This window comes from Cupriavidus sp. 2SB (assembly GCF_005503625.1).
GTDB lineage: Bacteria > Pseudomonadota > Gammaproteobacteria > Burkholderiales > Burkholderiaceae > Cupriavidus.
Genome location: NZ_SCMX01000033.1, coordinates 36,342 through 53,622, shown reverse-complemented (window position 1 = coordinate 53,622; position 17,281 = coordinate 36,342). Strand labels below are relative to the sequence as shown.

17 protein-coding genes are annotated in these 17,281 nt (G+C 63.1%); 3 read left to right on the top strand and 14 right to left on the bottom strand.

The annotated features are described in order from the left end of the window. Positions 1-23 precede the first annotated feature (23 nt). Entirely contained in the window at positions 24-1,166 is a 1,143-nt protein-coding gene (locus FFS21_RS16790) for a DUF6402 family protein (protein ID WP_137925915.1), read from the top strand. A gap of 4 nt (positions 1,167-1,170) precedes the next feature. Next, positions 1,171-1,536 (top strand): hypothetical protein, encoded by a 366-nt coding sequence (locus FFS21_RS16785; RefSeq protein ID WP_137925914.1) that lies wholly within the window; start codon positions 1,171-1,173, stop codon positions 1,534-1,536. Between the two features lie 82 nt (positions 1,537-1,618). Here FFS21_RS16785 and FFS21_RS16780 read toward each other — a convergent pair whose 3' ends face one another. From FFS21_RS16780 to FFS21_RS16740, 9 genes are all read right to left on the bottom strand, one after another. Beyond that, on the bottom strand, positions 1,619-2,575 hold the full coding sequence (locus tag FFS21_RS16780; RefSeq protein ID WP_137925913.1) for a phosphatidate cytidylyltransferase: 957 nt from the start codon (positions 2,573-2,575) through the stop codon (positions 1,619-1,621). Between the two features lie 2 nt (positions 2,576-2,577). Next, positions 2,578-3,219 carry a lysophospholipid acyltransferase family protein gene (locus FFS21_RS16775; RefSeq protein ID WP_137925912.1) on the bottom strand — a complete coding sequence of 214 codons (642 nt, stop codon included), beginning with the start codon at positions 3,217-3,219 and terminating at the stop codon, positions 2,578-2,580. A gap of 8 nt (positions 3,220-3,227) precedes the next feature. Continuing rightward, positions 3,228-3,656, bottom strand: a complete 429-nt coding sequence (locus FFS21_RS16770; RefSeq protein WP_137925911.1) for a hypothetical protein — start codon at positions 3,654-3,656, stop codon at positions 3,228-3,230. After that, the gene (locus FFS21_RS16765; RefSeq protein ID WP_137925930.1) at positions 3,653-5,023 is read right to left on the bottom strand and encodes a phosphatase PAP2/dual specificity phosphatase family protein; all 1,371 of its coding nucleotides are present in this window, start codon (positions 5,021-5,023) and stop codon (positions 3,653-3,655) included. The genes FFS21_RS16770 and FFS21_RS16765 overlap by 4 nt, the downstream gene beginning before the upstream one ends. Positions 5,024-5,037: 14 nt before the next feature. Next, a complete protein-coding gene (locus FFS21_RS16760; RefSeq protein ID WP_137925910.1) occupies positions 5,038-6,813 on the bottom strand; it encodes a bifunctional alpha/beta hydrolase/class I SAM-dependent methyltransferase in 1,776 nt (591 codons plus the stop codon). A 53-nt stretch (positions 6,814-6,866) separates the two neighbouring features. Next, entirely contained in the window at positions 6,867-7,475 is a 609-nt protein-coding gene (locus FFS21_RS16755; protein WP_137925909.1) for a CDP-alcohol phosphatidyltransferase family protein, read from the bottom strand. Between the two features lie 688 nt (positions 7,476-8,163). After that, a complete protein-coding gene (locus tag FFS21_RS16750; protein ID WP_137925908.1) occupies positions 8,164-10,377 on the bottom strand; it encodes a xanthine dehydrogenase family protein molybdopterin-binding subunit in 2,214 nt (737 codons plus the stop codon). 40 nt (positions 10,378-10,417) lie between these two features. Further along, a complete protein-coding gene (locus FFS21_RS16745) occupies positions 10,418-11,401 on the bottom strand; it encodes an FAD binding domain-containing protein (RefSeq protein ID WP_137925907.1) in 984 nt (327 codons plus the stop codon). After that, positions 11,401-11,970 carry a (2Fe-2S)-binding protein gene (locus FFS21_RS16740; protein WP_137925906.1) on the bottom strand — a complete coding sequence of 190 codons (570 nt, stop codon included), beginning with the start codon at positions 11,968-11,970 and terminating at the stop codon, positions 11,401-11,403. The genes FFS21_RS16745 and FFS21_RS16740 overlap by 1 nt, the downstream gene beginning before the upstream one ends. A 213-nt stretch (positions 11,971-12,183) precedes the next feature. Here FFS21_RS16740 and gcvA point away from each other — a divergent pair, with 213 nt between their 5' ends. Continuing rightward, a complete protein-coding gene (gcvA, locus tag FFS21_RS16735) occupies positions 12,184-13,077 on the top strand; it encodes a transcriptional regulator GcvA (protein ID WP_137925905.1) in 894 nt (297 codons plus the stop codon). Here gcvA and FFS21_RS16730 read toward each other — a convergent pair. From FFS21_RS16730 to FFS21_RS16710, 5 genes are read right to left on the bottom strand one after another with little or no spacing between them, the layout of a single operon-like run. After that, complete coding sequence (locus FFS21_RS16730; protein ID WP_137925904.1) at positions 13,074-14,276, bottom strand: CaiB/BaiF CoA transferase family protein; 1,203 nt, start codon at positions 14,274-14,276, stop codon at positions 13,074-13,076. The two genes, gcvA and FFS21_RS16730, sit on opposite strands and share 4 nt — an antisense overlap. Next, positions 14,266-14,667, bottom strand: a complete 402-nt coding sequence (locus FFS21_RS16725; protein WP_137925929.1) for a PaaI family thioesterase — start codon at positions 14,665-14,667, stop codon at positions 14,266-14,268. Before FFS21_RS16725 ends, FFS21_RS16730 begins: the two co-directional genes overlap by 11 nt. Before the next feature lie 5 nt (positions 14,668-14,672). Beyond that, positions 14,673-15,656: a Bug family tripartite tricarboxylate transporter substrate binding protein gene (locus FFS21_RS16720; RefSeq protein ID WP_249359447.1), complete on the bottom strand. Its 984-nt coding sequence runs from the start codon at positions 15,654-15,656 to the stop codon at positions 14,673-14,675. A gap of 46 nt (positions 15,657-15,702) precedes the next feature. Beyond that, positions 15,703-16,506 (bottom strand): enoyl-CoA hydratase/isomerase family protein, encoded by an 804-nt coding sequence (locus FFS21_RS16715; RefSeq protein WP_137925903.1) that lies wholly within the window; start codon positions 16,504-16,506, stop codon positions 15,703-15,705. Between the two features lie 9 nt (positions 16,507-16,515). Beyond that, the gene (locus FFS21_RS16710) at positions 16,516-17,280 is read right to left on the bottom strand and encodes an SDR family NAD(P)-dependent oxidoreductase (RefSeq protein ID WP_137925902.1); all 765 of its coding nucleotides are present in this window, start codon (positions 17,278-17,280) and stop codon (positions 16,516-16,518) included. Between the last annotated feature and the right edge of the window lies 1 nt (position 17,281).

Here is a 17,281-nt window from a genome sequence, read left to right as displayed (position 1 = left end):
TGGAAAAGGAACCAGCTCACTGCATGGCAGTAGACGCAAAGGAATACTGTCTTGCGACGGATCGCTCACCACCAGCACTTCGCGATCAACCGCCAGCTCCCTCGGCACCCAAAAAGCCGCCCAAATCGAAGCGACCATTCAAAAGCCTGATCGAAGTCCTTCTCGACTTCAAAGAATGGCTGGACACACCCGCACCACCCAAGCCTCGGCCCCGACCCAAGGCCGTGCCGACACCAAGGCCGAAGGCAACACCAACGGGGCGGCCCTCGAAGAAGCCGGAGGTCAAGCCATTCGACCTGCTTGATGTTCCGGACGCCATGGACCGCATACATTGGCCCATGTCGGCCAAGGTCATACGAAAGTGGTTCGCTGGGGAACTGAACTACTGCACAACAATTGCGGGGGCTGCACACGGCATCAACCAGAACGGCAGGCCATTCCCCCCGAGCATGATCGATACAACAATGTTCTCGCTGGACTGGATACGGCAATATCCACGCGCCCGCGCTGCGCTTGAGGACCTGATCAACTACAGGATCTTTTCATCCTCCGCAAAACGAGTCCTCGCTTCCAAATTCAAAGACAAAGAGACTTCCCCATATTTTCGTGATGGCTGGCGGGACTGCGAGGGCGACTTGCATCGATTTCATGCAACGTATCAATTTCAGTTTGCACGAGTTGACACGGATGTCGCGGATAAATTCGCGATGCTCTTGCGAGGGGCAGCGCTGCCAAACGGCATATTCATGGATGATCTATATGGATCCCTGGGTGCATTCGCATTCTACGCGTCCATCGGTGAGCACTATTTCTATTCGCGTGGTGCTCATGGAGGCCGACTGGAGATCCATAGTGCATATCTATACATGCGCGATGTATTTACGTTCTTTGATAGGGACGCCGATACGCAGTACTTAGGGCATTGGAATAAGACGGGCTTCATCATTCCTATGCGAATAGCGATGGCGCATCACATCACGAACAGCGATTGGCTTATGTTTCCTGTTGCGCGAAACGGGGCCATATCAACTGCCGAAGTTTATTATCCGATTTGCAATCGAGACTACAGAAACTGGCAGTTCAAACACAAGCAAGGAGGTGATTTGATACTGTATTCAAATAAAAAGCTCATCAAGTTGTCAGAGCCTATTGTTGTTGAGGTTTGATCTAATGAAAAAGTGGAAAGCATGGAAGAATATTCTTGGAGCTGTGCTTTTGCTCGGTGGCGCCTGGTACCTTTGCGTCTACGGCTACGGCGCTCTTCTGCGGTCGAAAGCGACGCACTGCGAACGTGAAACGCATGGGAAGTACATTGCCGAACGTTGTGCGCTGCATCCCGAGTTTTGGGTGATATTCCGTTTATACGACGCGCAGAGCAACGAGTTGCTTGCAGAGCGTACCTATGATGATCCGACCTTTTCCTCGCCCATTTGGGAGGATGGCCATGTGGCCTATGACGTCAGCCCACAGAACGGTGATGGAATTTTGACATTGCCACCCTCATGGCTGGATAAATGGCGATCCAAATTGCCGTAGAAGTCCGCAAGTGCCGCCGGTTCGCTCCCCTCTCCCGCTCGCGGGAGAGGGGAGAACACCAGCGGTCAGTGCCCACGTTCGACTACACCACCCACCAATACCGCGTGATATGAAAGAACACCGGCGCGGCGAACACCACCGAGTCCAGCCGATCCAGCATGCCACCGTGGCCTTCGATCATATGGCCCCAGTCCTTAATACCGCGGTCGCGTTTGATGGCTGACATCACAAGGCCGCCCAGGAAGCCCATCAGCGCGATCACCAGTGCCACGGCGCCGGCCTTGAGCGGCGAGCCGTACGGTGTGATCCACCACAGCGCGGCGCCCAGTGCTGTTGCGCTCAGCACGCCGCCGATAAAGCCCTCCACGGTCTTCGATGGCGATAGCTGCGGCGCGATCTTGCGTTTGCCGAGGATCTTGCCCCAGACGTACTGCAGCACATCACTGCCCTGCACCACGATCACCAGGAACGCGATCAGCAGCAGGTTGCGATCCTCGAATCCTTCGATGGGCAGCGTGAGCAGCGCAGGCACGTGCGAGATGCAGAACACGCAGATCATCACCGCCCATTGCACACCGGCACATCGCTCCAGGAACCGTGTCGTTTCCGACGACAGCGCCGAGAGAATCGGCAGGAACAAGAACGCGTAGACCGGGATGAAGATCGAGAACAGCCCGTACCAGCCCGTGTACACCAGCACGTACTGCACCGGCAGGAAGAAGAAGAACGCGGCGACGATGGCGCGATGATCGCCACGGCGCGTGGTGGTGATTGTCACGAACTCGCGCAGCGCGTAGAACGACAGCAGCGCGAACAGCACCACGATGGCGCCGCGCCCCATGGCGAACACCACACCGAGGATGCCGATCATCCACCACCATGCGTTGATGCGCGATGTCAGGTTGTCGATCACGCCGTGTGGCTGCCCCTTTGCCACGCGCCAGCGCAGCACCGTTGCCACCACGGAAGCCAGGATCAGCACGCAGAAGGCGCCGGCAAACAGCAATTGGGTTTCGCGAATCATGTTCAGGGCTGGCATGTTCAATCGAGTTCCGGTGCAACAGACAGCAGGCCCGCACGGGCCCGTGCGAGGAACGCTTCCTTGGTTTCGTCCGCCTCGATCTGCAGCGGCGTGCCGAACGTCACCGTGCAGAGCAACGGCACGGGCACGATCTCGCCTTTCGGCATCACGCGGTTCAGATTGTCGATCCACACCGGCACGAACTCCACCTCCCCCGCCGGGCAACTGCGCGCAAGGTGATACAGCCCGCTCTTGAACGGCAGCAAACGTTCCTCCGTGGTGTTGCGCGTGCCTTCCGGAAACAGGATCAGCGATGCGCCATCGGCCAGCACTTGCGTCATCTGCGCCACGGGGTCCGGCGCCACGCCATCGCGCGCACCCGAGCGGTCGATCAGCAACGCGTTGAACACGTCGCGGCCGATAAACCGGCGCAGCGGCGACTTGAGCCAGTAGTCGGCGCCGGCCACGGGACGCGTCACGGTACGCAGATCGGGCGGCAGGCTGCCCCATATCAATACGAAGTCGCCGTGGCTACTGTGATTCGCGAAATACACACGTTGCCGCGCCATCGGCACCGTGCCATTCCAGCGTGCCTGCATGCCCGTGAGCAGTCGCGCAAACCCGATGATCGCGCGAGCAACGATTCTTGCCGTCCAGTTCATTCGATGTCCTATCTCAGCAGCAGGATGGCGATGGCGATGAGCCATTGCACGGCCATCAACGCCGCCGCGATTTTCAGAAAGCGCGTCGCGCCGCGCGCCCGGTCTGCCATCGGCCGGCCTGCGCGTGCGACAGGCATCCAGCCAAGCGTGGTCAACGCGGCGTCGAGGTCAGCCAGTTCCGCTGCATGCGTCGAAGCGAGTGCCTTGAACAACGTTCGATCGATTTCCACACGCACCAGCAGCCAGAGTTGCACCGCAGCCACCAGCGCGGCCATGCCACCGGCCACCTGCCAGAAGACGCCCGCCGAAGCCATGATGCCCGCCAGCGTTACGTTGAGCAGCGCCAGCACAAGCGCCGCGATATTGAGTCGTGCCGCGGCACGCAGCGCACCCGCCGTGGCGTGGGCAAGCCATCGCGCGGTATCGTCTTCCCTCATGCCACCTCCTCGTCGATATAACGCTGTAGCGCGGCAACACTGGTCGGCCCCAGCACCACGGGCCGTGACGCACGTAGTATCGACAACACCTGCTGGACATCGATGATCCGCCGATGCCGCGCGAGCCAGCACGCCACCACCAGTGCACTGCGCGAATAGCCGAGCGCACAACAGACCAGCACCGTGCGGCCTTGCTCATGCCACTGCTCGATCTGCGTCACGGCATCGCGCAGTTGCGCAGGCGACGGAACGGTCAGGTCGAGCACCGGAACGCAGCGATAGGCTGGCGTATGCGCGAGACGCGGAAACTCCGCAGTCAGGTCGAGCAGCGCATCGGCATTGGCCTGTGTCACTTCATACTGCGTGGGCAAGCGTCCGATCCAGACACGATCAGCCACATGGCTCACCGCATCGTGATGACGCGTCCACCAGCGCGAATTCAGGAAGGCGCCGCCGAGATACGGCGCGAGCGTCCACCACGCCGCCATCGACATCGATCCATCGGCGCCCTTGCCAAACGCATCGGCACGTCCCGTTCGATAAACGAGCGCCACGCACGCCAGCGCAAGCGCCACCCACGCCAGCACGAGCCATGCGGTCACCGACCATGCCAGTGCGATCAGCGAAAGAACCCCGGCGCCCAACGCACCCACGCCATAGCGTCGAGCAAGGCTACGTGCGCGCGCATCGGGCTTCGACGCCGCCACGGCGATTCGCACCCCGCTCACTTCCGCCTGCGCCAGCATCGCAGGCAACGGAAATGCGAACACGCACAACCAACCCACGAGCCAGCCGGTGGGCACATCGATCATATGGTGTTGATACGTGGTGAGCACCGAAACTCCGATCAGTGCGAACCACCCATGCAGCAACCAGCGCCAGCGCGCGGACAGATGCATCGCATAGGCCACCCACAGCACGACCAGCAGACTGATATGCAGCGATGGCGCCTGATTGAATGGCTTGTCGAACTCTCCGAGCAGCGCGAAGAGTTGGCCCGGCAAGCCATCGACGACAGGCCGCTCGAACGAGAAGCGCAGCGGAAACGCGATAAAGCACGCCACCGAGATCAGTTGCGCCATCAGCAGACGCTTGACGTGCACAATCAGTCCGGCGCGCGTCTGCCAGAGAAAGAACGATATGCCATACAGCAGGTCGATCGACCAGTAGGGAACGATCGTCCATGGCACGAACGGGATGTGGCGCTCCCACGCGTAGTGGAAGACCGCCACCTCCGCGCGCTGGCTCGCCACCCACGTGGCGAAGTTGTAGCTGGAGAAGAACAGCACCGCCATGCCGGCCAGCAGCAGGAGCGCGAGCTTCCAAGGGCGGCCTTCGGTCGCGGCTGCGGCTTCGGCTGCGGCCATGCGATCCGGCGACGTCACGCGCGGTCCTCTACGCGACGCGCAAGGCTGACCGTGAAGATGCCCCAGCGATCCACGCGTTGCGCAATCTTCTCGAATCCTGCTTCACGCACCAGCTGATCCATCTCGGCTTGCGAGCGGCGGCGCATGACCCAGGCCGACCCCGCGCGATGACTGGTCAGTGCGCGCGCAATGAACTCAAGTTGCGGATGCCACGGCTGGCCCGTGTACACGAGATAGCCGCCGGGTTGCACCGCGCGTCCGAGTCCGCCGAGCGAGCGCGCAATCATGTCGTTGTCACCGAATAGCTCGTAGAGACCCGAGACGATGGCGAGCGTCGGTGCGGGATCGAGCGCGGCGAGGTCATCGCCATCGAACGCATCGCCCTTGCGGAATTGCGCAATGTGCTCCAGCCCCTTCGCACGAATCAGCGCCTGGCCCTGTTCCACATTGATGTCGCTGTAGTCGCGCAGCAGGATCGATGCCACGCTCGCCCCATTGAGCCGCGCCTTCTGCGATGCCAGCGCCTCCAGCACATAGCGGCCATGACCGGCCGCGATATCGACGATGCGCACCGGCACGCCCACAGCTACCAGCCGCGCCATCGCCTCGCCGATCAGCTCCTCCACATGCACCTTGCGCTGGCGGATACCCTGCCAGCCGATGGCATCCAGATAGTTGCGGTCGGCCAGCTTGCCGATACCGAAACGGCCCGCTGGCGTGTTGCGATACACATAGTCGAGTGTCGAGCCCGAATCGAAACCCGTGGCATGGCCCAGGCGCACGCCTTCGGACATCATCCCGCCCAGCCGCAGGCTCGCGCGGGTGAGCGCCCAGTACAGCGCGGCCGGGCTGCCCGGCGGCAGTGGCTGGGCCAGGCGGTCCGCCTCGTCGCGGAACGCGCCCTGGCGATCCGCATGCCGCAACGAGACCGATGGCGATGGCGTATCGAATTCGCGCACGATGAAGTGGCGCGCGGCATCCACGGCCTTCGCGCGGTCGCGTTCACCGAGCGTGTCGTGATAGAAGCCGTCGAGCACCACCTTCTGCTTCACGCGTGAGCCAAGGCGTTCGAAGAAAGCATCCTGCGGGCCGCGATGCACCACCCAGTCGGCACCGGAGATCAGCAGTTGCGTCGGGACGGTGATCGCCGCAGCGTCGGCCACGATGCGTTCGGCGGTCTCGTAGAGATCCAGCAGGATGTTCACCGCGATGGGTCGCGTGATCAGCGGATCGGTCTCGTAGCTCGCAATGCGCGCGGGGTCGTGCGTCAGGAATTTCGCCTTCACATAACTGTTGACGAAGAACTTGCCGCGCAGCTTGTGCATCAGCTTCAACCCGGGCCGCGCAAACGGCACGTACAGCTTCACCTTGAATGCCGGCGATGCCAGCACGAGGCAGCGGATCTGCGGCGCGTAGTCATGCACCCATGTGGTGGCCAGCACGGCGCCCACGCTCTGCGCCACCACGGCCATGTCCCGCACGGCAATGCCATGCGTGGCGACGATGTGATCGACAAAGGTCTGGATATCGCGCACGGACGTGGCGAGGCTCGGGCTGTAGCCGCGCTCGCCCGGCGATCTGCCATGGCCGCGCGCATCCCACGCAAAGAACGCGTGATCCGGCAGGTTGAATTCGTCTACCAGATGCGCGACACGTCCCGAGTGCTCATGGCCGCGATGAAACAGCAGCACGGCGCCACGCGGTGTGGACGATTGCGCAGGCCAGTACCGATAGAACAGCGTCTGGCCATCGTGGGTATCAAACTGGGATTCGATCGGGGTACGCGGCATGGGCTGACTCCATGGTCGGTGATGTCGCGACTGCGTTAAGTTCGGTGCCGCGCTCAGCGCGCGGCGTTGGCTTGCGCTTCCTGCACGCCGCGCTGTACGCGCCGCACGATGGTCAGGATCGACAGCAGGCAAAGCGCCACCCAGATCCAGTGGCCATACGCGCCGGGCCCGAAGCCGAGTCCGAGCCATAGGCCCAGCGCACCGAGCACCAGCGCGCGGTCGCTCTTGCCGAGCGGGCCGTCATAGCGGCGACTCGCTCCGGCGAGCGGACCGATCAATCCCGCGCACTCGACCACCACCGCCAGGATCGCGAACGGCACGACCACGGTGCCGAAGGGCAACACGAAGGGAATGACGAGCGCGAGATCGGAGACGATGTCACCCAGCTCGTTGAGGTAGGCACCCAGCGCGCTCTGCTGGCCGTGTTCGCGGGCGAGCATCCCGTCAATCGCGTTCAGTGCCATGCGTACGAAGAGCCAGAGCGGCATCAGCAGGAAGATGCCGGGGAGCCATATCAACGCCCCCACCATCCCTGCCACGACGATCGAGCCCAAGGCAGCCACCGTGGTGACCTGATTGGCGGTCACGCCGCGATCTGCCAGCCGCTGGACCAGCGGCCGCAGCCATGCCTGGAATTTTGGTTTGATCTGATAGAGCGTCAATGCCTTCTCCCCTCGCCGGTATGCCGCGCGTGATTGCCGCGTCTGGCGGGGATGCTATCGGGGTCGTCTCGTTGTGTAAATAACGTCACAACGCCGCTTGCCCCAAATCAAACGCGTCCATCGATACCACGTATACCGGGGTCGCTGACGCTTGGCGCATCTATTCAGAAGATAACTATTTCCACCTCCCGAAAAGGACCCAAAAGTCTTCCGGCGAATGATCTGAATTTCGAGGTCTGCTTCGCGTGAAGGCGCACATTGTGGCGATGTGCGGCGCAGGGGTGCAACGCGTATACCTCGTATACGTATACGCTCAACGCGTTTCCATCCCGCTTCCGGCCACGACGCGAAGGCGTCCTGATCCCCCTCGCCGCAACGCAAAGCGTACTCACTGCTGCGTATGTTTTTCCTTTTAAATCAATGACGCAGAAACAGAGATGAAAAACGGCGTTTGGCGGGAATCAAGCGCCGCAAACGTGTGAGCACGCAGTGGAAGAGCGAATGGAAATTTCGCAGGGCAAGGCCGCGCAAACTGCGCTTCCGGTCCGCCAGGATCGGCCGGAAGCGTATGAGGCATTCGTGAGGTGCATTGTGGGATGAATGAAGGGGATCATCAGCGGCGCCTCGACATTCGTTCTATCGATTGCGCCGATACCGGCTTGGCACCCCGTCCGCGCCCCTTCCATCCTCATCCCATCAGCTTTTCCATCGTGATGGGCAGCTCGCGGATGCGTTTGCCTGTGGCGTGGAACACGGCGTTGGCCACGGCTGCCGCAAACCCGGTGATGCCGATCTCGCCGATGCCACGCGCGCCGAACTCGTTGAACTCCAGGTCCGGATAGTCGAGCAGGATCACGTCGATTTCGGGCTGGTCGGCGTGCACCGGCATCACGTACTCGGCGTAATTGTTGTTGCCGGGCATGCCGTTACGCTCGTCGTACTCGGTGGCTTCGAACAATGCCATCCCCACGCCCATGACGATGGCGCCCTCCACCTGGTTGCGCGCGGTCAGCGGATTGATGACGCGGCCCACATCGATGGCGCTGACCACGCGTGCCACGCGGATGCGCGAGATGCCCGGGTCCCAGCGCACCTCCACGAAATGGACGCCGAATGACATGTAGGAAAGCTTGTCGGAGTTCGGTGCGCCGTTCGAATGCGCAAATCCATCGGCGCTGGCAAAGCGCTGCACGTCGAGCACTTCGACGTAGTCCACGCTGCGTGTGCCATCGGTCAGCTTGCCGCCCTCCATCTTCAGACTCTCGGGCTTGGCGCCCGCAAATACGCCGCCTTCCTGCGTGGCGTAGGCGCATAGCTCCGCAACGGCATTGCGCGTGGCTTCGGCCACGGCAGGCAGCACGCTCGCGGTGGCCCACGAACCGCCAGCAACCGGTGCCGCCGGCGATGATGAATCGCCAATCTTCACATTGATCTTCTCGAACGGCAGACCGGTCAGTTGGCTGACGGTCTGCGCCATGATCGTGTACATGCCGGTGCCGATATCCTGCACGGCAGAGGTAACCTCCACCGTGCCATCGCCCAGCAGGCGCACGCGTGCTTCCGCCGGTGTGCGCCACGCATCCCAGTTGCACACCGCCATGCCGTAGCCAATGACTTCATCGCCATCGGTCATCGACCCCGGTTGTGGATGGCGTCGATCCCAGCCGAACTTTGCCGCACCCTGCTCGATAGCCTCGCGCAGATGGTTGCTCGACCATGGCAGGTCGTTACCTTCGTCGCGCGTGGAGATATTCGCGAGCCGGAACTGCAGTGGGTCCATGCCGCATGCCAGCGCCAGTTCATCGATGGAGGATTCCAGCGCGAACAATCCCGGTGCCGCGCCGGGCGCACGCATCGACGTCGGCGCGCCCCGATGCACGTTGGTCGTATGGTGACTCACGGTAACGTTGGGGCACGAATACACGCTCTGCGTCATGCCGCCGCAGTTCTCCACGTATTGATCGATGAAGGACGTGGTGTTGACGGACTCGTGCCGGATCGACGTGACCTTGCCCTCCACCGATGCCGACACACGCATGCGCTGGCGCGTCTCCGGGCGGTGCCCGGTGGTGGTGAACATGAACGGTCGCGGCACCACCAGTTTGACTGGTCGTTTCGTCATCTTTGCCGCCGCGCTGGCCGCTACGGAATGCGGCCACAGGAAAAGCTTCGAGCCAAAGCCGGAGCCGATGAACGGCGCATCCACGGTCACACGCTCGGGTGTCAGGCCAAAGACCTGCGCGATGGTATTGCGATGCACGGTCGCGCCCTGCGTGGCCTCGTACAGGTGCAGATCGTCATGCTCCCACCAGGCCAGTGTGGCGTGCATTTCCATTGGGTTGTGTGTTTCAACGGGCGTGCGGTACGTGGTATCCACTTTCACCGCTGACTGGTCGAATGCGGACTCTGCCGTGCCGCGCGTATGGCCCATGCCGGCATCGTGCAACCCGTTGGCGCGAATGCCGTGCTCCAGGTCCACGATGGCCTCGTCGCCGGCATACTGCGCCTTCACGCGATACGCGGCTTCGCGCGCATGCTCGAAGGTATCGGCCACGACCAGCGCCACCATCTGTCCGCCATAGTGGATCGTGTTGTCTTCGAACGGCAGGCGGTGTTCGTCGGTAATGGACGTAGTGAGGATCTTCGCAACGGAGATCCCGCTCCTTGGCGTCCGGTAGAGGCGCGGGAAATTATCGTGATGCAGGATATCGACCACGCCGGGCACGCGCCGCGCATCGTCGAGATCGAGCGCGACGATGCGGCCGCTGGCCACGGTGCTGTAGACACCGTATGCATGCAGCATGTCGGGGAACGTCCGGTCGGCGGTATAGAGCGCAGCGCCGGTAACCTTGAGACGGCCGTCGATGCGGCGCGGCGAGGCGCCGATAGCAGTAGGGTTCACGCGAATCTCCCGAAAGAAAGGGAAAGGGCGGGCAGGCGTATTACGCCATGAAGCGCGACAGGTTGCGGATCACCGCCTGCTGGCCGAGCAGCAGCTTGAAGCCGTTCTGCCCATACGACTGCGCGCCGGACATCGCCGCTGCGGCAGCGTCGCGAATCCGTGCATCGTCGATAGACTTGCCGCGCAGCACCGCTTCCGCGTTCTCCGCGCGCCACGGCTTGGTCGTGACACCGCCCAGCGCGATACGGATATCGCGCACGGTCGTGCCATCGAGGGCGATCACCACTGCACTCGATGCGAGCGCGAACTGGTACGAGCCCCGGTCGCGCAGCTTCAGATACGCCGAGCGGCTGTCAGGCATCGGCGGGTCCAGCGTGACGTGCGTGATGATCTCGCCGGGTTCGAGGGCGTGCTCCTTCCAGGGCGTATCGCCCGGCAGCAGGTGAAAATCCGCGAGCGGGACTTCGCGCCGCCCTTGCGGCCCCTGTATCTGCACCGAGGTGCCGATGGCCACCATCGCCACGCACATATCGGAGGGATGCGCGGCAATGCACTGCGCGCTGCCGCCAAGCACCGCATGGACGTTGCGATTCAATCCGTCGACGGCGGAACATCCCGATCCCGGCTCACGCTTGTTGCAAGGCGACACGCCATCGCGGAAATAGCCGCAACGCACGCGCTGCATGACGTTGCCGCCCGTGGTGGCCTTGTTGCGCAATTGCGTGCTGGCGCCCGAGAGAATGGCCTGGGACAAGGCAGGGTAGTGCTGAGCGATGTGGTCGTGGCGCGCGAGGTCGGTATTGCTGACCATCGCGCCGATCCGCACACGGCCGCCATCGAGCAGTTCGATCTGGTCCAGTCCGAGCTTGTGGATGTCCACGACATGCGCGGGCCGCATGACATCGAGCTTCATCAGGTCGAGCAGCGTGGTGCCACCGGCCAGATACACGGTATCGCCCGCCCGGGCGTGCATGGCAATGGCCTGTTCCACATCGGCCGCGCGTGCATAGTCGAAGTTTCGCATCAGGCGCTCCCTGTACGCTTGGCACGCGCATCCTGGATGGCGGTCACGATGTTCCGGTAGGCCCCGCAGCGGCAGATATTGCCGCTCATCGCCTCGCGCACCGATGCATCGTCGGCGGGAATCCGCTTGTCCTGCAGGACGCCCACCGCACTCATCATCTGCCCCGCAGTGCAGTAGCCGCACTGGTAGGCGTCGTGATCCCAGAACGCCTGCTGCACCGGATGCAGTGCGCCGCCTGAAGACAGGCCCTCGATGGTCAGGATGTCGTCGCCGTCGTGCATGACCGCCAGCGAGAGGCAACTGTTCACGGTCACGCCGTTGACGATCAGCGTGCAGGCACCGCACTGGCCGTGGTCGCAACCTTTCTTGGTGCCGGTGAGATGAAGCTGGTCGCGCAGTGCATCGAGCAGGATGGCATTGGCGGGTACGGTGAGCCGGCACGCGGTGCCGTTGACGGTCAGCGAGACAACATGCGTCCCGTCCGCCATCGCTTCAAGCGCGACGGTCGGCGGTGCAGGGGCAGGCACCGGCGCTCCGCCTTCGACGGGCACGTTCGTGGGGTCGTCCATGGCTTGTTCTCCTTTCGGTGCGCACGTGCTACCCGCATTGCACACTTGTCATGTGCAGCGCGCAGGTCCGGCGCGGTTGCCGCTCTTACTTTATTCAGACTTTCAGCGAATGCAAGAATGTACGGACATGGCTTCACGCCGCGTGTCCATGTGCGCCGGATCGGTGCAATCCCTCGATTGAGGATTTCTCAAGCGCATGCCAGAATCCGCGCCATGGATCGACTGCCCCCGCTCAATGCCATTCGTGCCTTCGAGGTCGTGGCGCGCCGCCTCAGCATCACGGTTGCCGCCGAAGAGCTGCACGTCACGCCCGGCGCCGTGAGCCGACAAGTGCGCACGCTGGAAGATGCGTTGGGTCTTCAGTTGCTCGTGCGCGGCCATCGACAAATCACGCTGACGCGTGCGGGCGAGGAGTATTACCGCGGCGTGACCAAGGCAATGGATGCGCTGCGCGATGCCACCTCGCGCCTCACACGGCGTACGCGCCGCACGCAACTCAAGATTCGCGCGTACACCACGTTCGCCATGCGCTGGCTGATTCCGCGTCTCTCCAGTTTTCATGCAGCCAATCGCGGGATCGAAGTCCTGCTCACCGCATCGCTCGATCCCGTCGATTTCCGGCGCGAGGACATCGACGGCGCGATCCGTCTTGGCGATGGCAAGTGGCCGGACGTCAACACGTACCGGCTTGTCAGCAACGTGCTCACACCGGTATGCAGCCCCGCGCTGGCAACGGCCGTACGCAAGGCGGGCGACCTGCAGCGCCAGGTGCTGCTCCATTCGATTGCACGCCCCGATGACTGGGCGTTCTGGCTGGCCGCCTCGAAGGCCGAGGGCGAGGTGGACTCACGCAGCGGCATGACGTACCAGAGTTCCGCCATGGCCTACGCGGCGGCGCTCGAAGGCCAGGGCTTCGCCATCGCGCAGCGCTTTCTCGTGGAAGACGACCTCGCCTCGGGCAAGCTCGTCGCACCGTTCCGCAAAGTCGTGGACATGGGCGATTTCACGTACTACCTGCTCACGCCATCGGATCGCAAGGAAAGCCCGAGCATGGCGACGTTCCGAAAATGGCTGCTCGCGCAGTTCGGGGAAAGCGCTGACAGCTAGGCTTCGACGCCATGTATGACGGCGGCCTCACGCATCGCACGGATCTCCGCTTCGCCATAGCCGAATTCGCGCAGCACCGCTGACGTATGTTCGCCGCACCTCGGCGCTGGCCGCACGGTGCGTGCATGGGCACTGCTGCTGGAGATCGGGAAGCCCGGCATGCGAATCGTGCCATGCACGGGGTGCTCGGCCTGCACGATCATGCGATTCGCGGCGGCTTGCGGATGCGCCACCACATCGTCATAGGTCGCCACGCGCGCGCACAGGATGTCGGCCTGTTGCAGCGTATCGATCCACGCATCGGTGGTGCGCGTGGCGAAGACCGCCGTCAATCGCTCCACCATCTCCGTACGATGGGCCACACGCTGCGGCGAGGTCGCGAAGCGCGGATCGTCGATCATGGCGTCGAGCTTCAGGATTTCGCACAGCCTGCGCCACCGATCAGGCATGTAAGCCGCCACCATGATCCAGCCATCGGCAGTGCGGAATGCCTGATTCGGCGCGGCGTACGGTGCCGCGCTTCCCGCGCGCACCGGCAACTGCGCATCGGCCAGATACGACGTCAGCGACGACTGCTGCAGCGCCAGCGCAGCGTTGAACAGATTGACATCGAGATGACCGCCCCGACCATCGCGCGCACGCTGCGCCAGTTTCGACACGATGCCGAGCGCGGCGATATAGCCCGTCATCACATCCACCACGGGCGCCTGCACCTTGCATGGCTCGCTGCCGGGTGTGCCGATCAGGCTCATGAGTCCCGCATCGGCCTGCAGGATGCCATCCACACCCGCATGCTGCGCGTATGGGCCTTCCTGCCCATATGCGGAAATCGAGCAGTAGATCAGTGCCGGTTGTTTGGTGCAGAGTTCGGCGGGACCGAGGCCGAGGCGAGCCATCACGCCGGGCCGCATGCTTTCCACCACGATGTCGGCGCCAGCGATCAATCGGTGCGCCACCTCTGCACCCGCATCTGTCTTCAGATCGATCGACACACCCTGCTTGTTGCGATTGAAGCCGTGAAACAGCGCGCTGTCATCGCCGATCCAGCCCGGCCCCAATCCGCGCCCCATCTCGCCGTGGGGTGGTTCCACCTTGATCACGCGCGCGCCCATGTCGGCCAGCAGCATCGTGGAGACCGGTCCCGCAGCAATCTGCGTGAAGTCGATGACGGTCACGCCTTCCAGTGCATTACCGAGCATGGTCGTTGCCTCCTGCACGCTTGAACGTGCCTTGCGCCGTCGCGATCAGCGCACCCGTTTCGTCGATCAGCTCGGCCGACGAGAAATAGATGCTGCGGCCCGCACGCGTCACCGTGGCGGTTGCGCGCACCCGGCCTGCGCTCACCTTGCCGAGATAGCTGATCGACAACATCAATGTCACCGCATTGCCCAGTTCGCCATCGCCCTGTTGCAAACCTGCGTAGCCGCATGCGGCATCGAGCAGCGTGGCACTGACACCGCCCTGCAGCGTGCGCTGACGGTTCAGGTGACGTGGCTCGATATCGAGTTCAAACGTACACGCGCCGGGCGCGACGCTCGCCAGCCGGATACCGAGCGATTCGAGCAGCGGATTGTCGAGCGCATCGTTCATGTTGGTCACATCGCCACCTTGATGTTGTTCTCGGTGATCACACGCTGCCAGCGCGCGAGCTCCCGCGTGATGTAGGTCTTCAGTTCGTCCGGCGTGGAGCCCTTGACCTCGAAGCCCTGCTTCGTGAACTGATCGGCCAGGTCGGGCGACTTCAGCGCGGCCATCATCGCGGCGTTGATGCGATCCACCACGGGACGCGGCGTCTTGGCCGGGGCCAGCAGGCTGTACCAGAGTTCGGCTTCGTAGCCCTTGAGTCCAGCTTCGGAGAACGCCGGCAGCTCGGGCATCAGTTGCGTGCGCTGCTGCCCTGCGATGCCGAGCGCACGCAGCTTGCCCGCGCGCACGTACTGGATCACCGATGCAAACGTGGCGAACGACACCTGCACCTGATTGCCCATCAGATCCGCAATCGACGGACCCGTGCCGCGATAGGGTACGTGCAGCAGTTCGGTGTGATTGAGTTTGGCAAACACTTCACCGGCCAGATGTTGCGGCGTGCCCGGGCCGGGGCTGCTGTAACTCACCTTGCCCGGATTGGCGCGCGTGTAGTCGACAAACTCTTTCAAGGTGCGATACGGCTGCGTCATGTTCGACACGAGCACCAGTGGCACCGAGCCGATGCGTCCCACCGGTTCGAAATCGCGCTCGATGTTGAAGGGCACCTTCATGCCCAGGTAGGGATTCATCGTGACCTGGCTCGATGCAATCACGAGCGTGTAGCCATCGGGCGCGGCATGCGCCACGTAGTCGGCGCCGAGGTTGCCCCCGGCACCTGGCTTGTTCTCGATGATGACGGGCTGGCCCAGTTGCTGCGACATCTTCGGCGCGATCAGCCGCGCAAGAATGTCATTCCCGCCGCCCGGTGCGAACGGTACGACGATCGTGATCGGCTTCGAGGGAAACGGCGCCTGCGCGGAAGCCGTGGCCGTGGCGCCGACGGCGATCATCGTCAGAACGGTGCGCGTCAGCTTTCGCATGAATGGGTGCATGGTTGTCTCCTTGATATTGGTATCGGTATGGGTGTGTTCTTGTAGCCTAGCGGCCAACGAAGCGGGGTGTTCGTTTTTCTGCAAACGCCTTGCGTCCTTCGATCCGGTCATCGGTGTCGCGCAGCGCGCCCCAATAAAGTTCGGTCAGATCCTGCGCGTCGGCGTCGGACAGGTGCGCCGTCTGGCGCGAGAGCTTCTTTACCGCTTGCACTGCTAGTGGCGCGTTGTCGGCAATCCTGTGTGCAAGGGCGAGCGCGCGATCGAGCAAGGCATCGGGCGCCACGGTTTCCGATACCAGTCCGATCCGTGCAGCGGCTTCCGCATCGATACGATCCCCTGTCAGCACCATCTGCATCGCGTGCGCGGATGGCACCGCTTTCAACAGTCGATGCAGACCGGATACGGCGGGGATCGACCCCACGCGCACCTCGGGCAGTCCGAAGCTGGCTTGCGTCGATGCGATGCGCAACTCGCATTGCAGCGCGATCTCCAGACCCGCACCGAGGCAGTGTCCGTTGATCGCCGCGATCAACGGCTTTGCACACTGCAAGCCGCTCAGATCCATCAACCGGATATACAAGCCACGTTCGGCGGCGACGTCCGGTGCGTGGAACATCGCCTCCGCATAGCTGGCTGGCGATACCTGCGTGCCCTTCAGATCGGCGCCCGCGCAGAACGCACGCGTACCGCTGCCGGTGAGCACGGCGACGTGGATGTCGGCGCGGTCCCTGATTTCGCACAGGTGCTGGCGTAGCTGATGCAACGTGGGGATGTCGAGCGCGTTGAGCGCGTCGGGCCGGTCTATCGTCATTAGCGCGACGTGACCTTCGATGTGCAGATGTACGGTCATCGCATCCCCCTACACGCTAGGCGACGACAGGCTGCGGCCACCGCAGACATACAGCGTCTGGCCCGTGACGTACGACGCGCCGGGACTCGCGAAGAAACGCACCGCGTTGGCGATATCGTCCGCCGTGCCGATCCGCTGCGCCGGCACCGACTTCTGCAAACGCGTCTGCACCTCGGGCGCGAAGTTGCGGAACAACGGCGTGTCGACGATGCCCGGCGCCACGGCGTTCACGGTGATGCCCTGCGATGCGAACTCGATGGCCAGCGAGCGCGTCAGACTGACCACGCCGCCTTTTGCTGCCGAGTAGTTGGCCTGCCCGAATCCGCCGAGCCATGCGCGCGACGAGATGTTCACGATGCGCCCATAGCCGCGCTCCACCATGCCCGGCAACGCCGCGCGGCAGCACAGGAACTGCGAGCGCAGGTTGGTATCGACCACAAGATCCCAGTCCTCGTCGCGCATTTTCAGGAAACGCATGTCACGCACGACGCCCGCGTTGTTCACGAGGCAGTCGATGCGCCCCATCGTGCTGGTTACGTGCTCGAACGCGGCGTTGACCGCTGCGGACTCGGTCAGGTCCACCGTCACACCCATGGCGCGATGGCCCGCGTGAATCAATCCTGCGACGGCATCGGACAATGCCGCCGCGTCTCGGTCGAACAAGGCCACGGCCATGCCCTGGTCTGCCAGCGCGGTAGCGATGCCAAGCCCGATGCCGCGTGCGGCGCCCGTGACTACCGCTACCTGGCACGTATCTGTGGAAGGTGTGTTCATC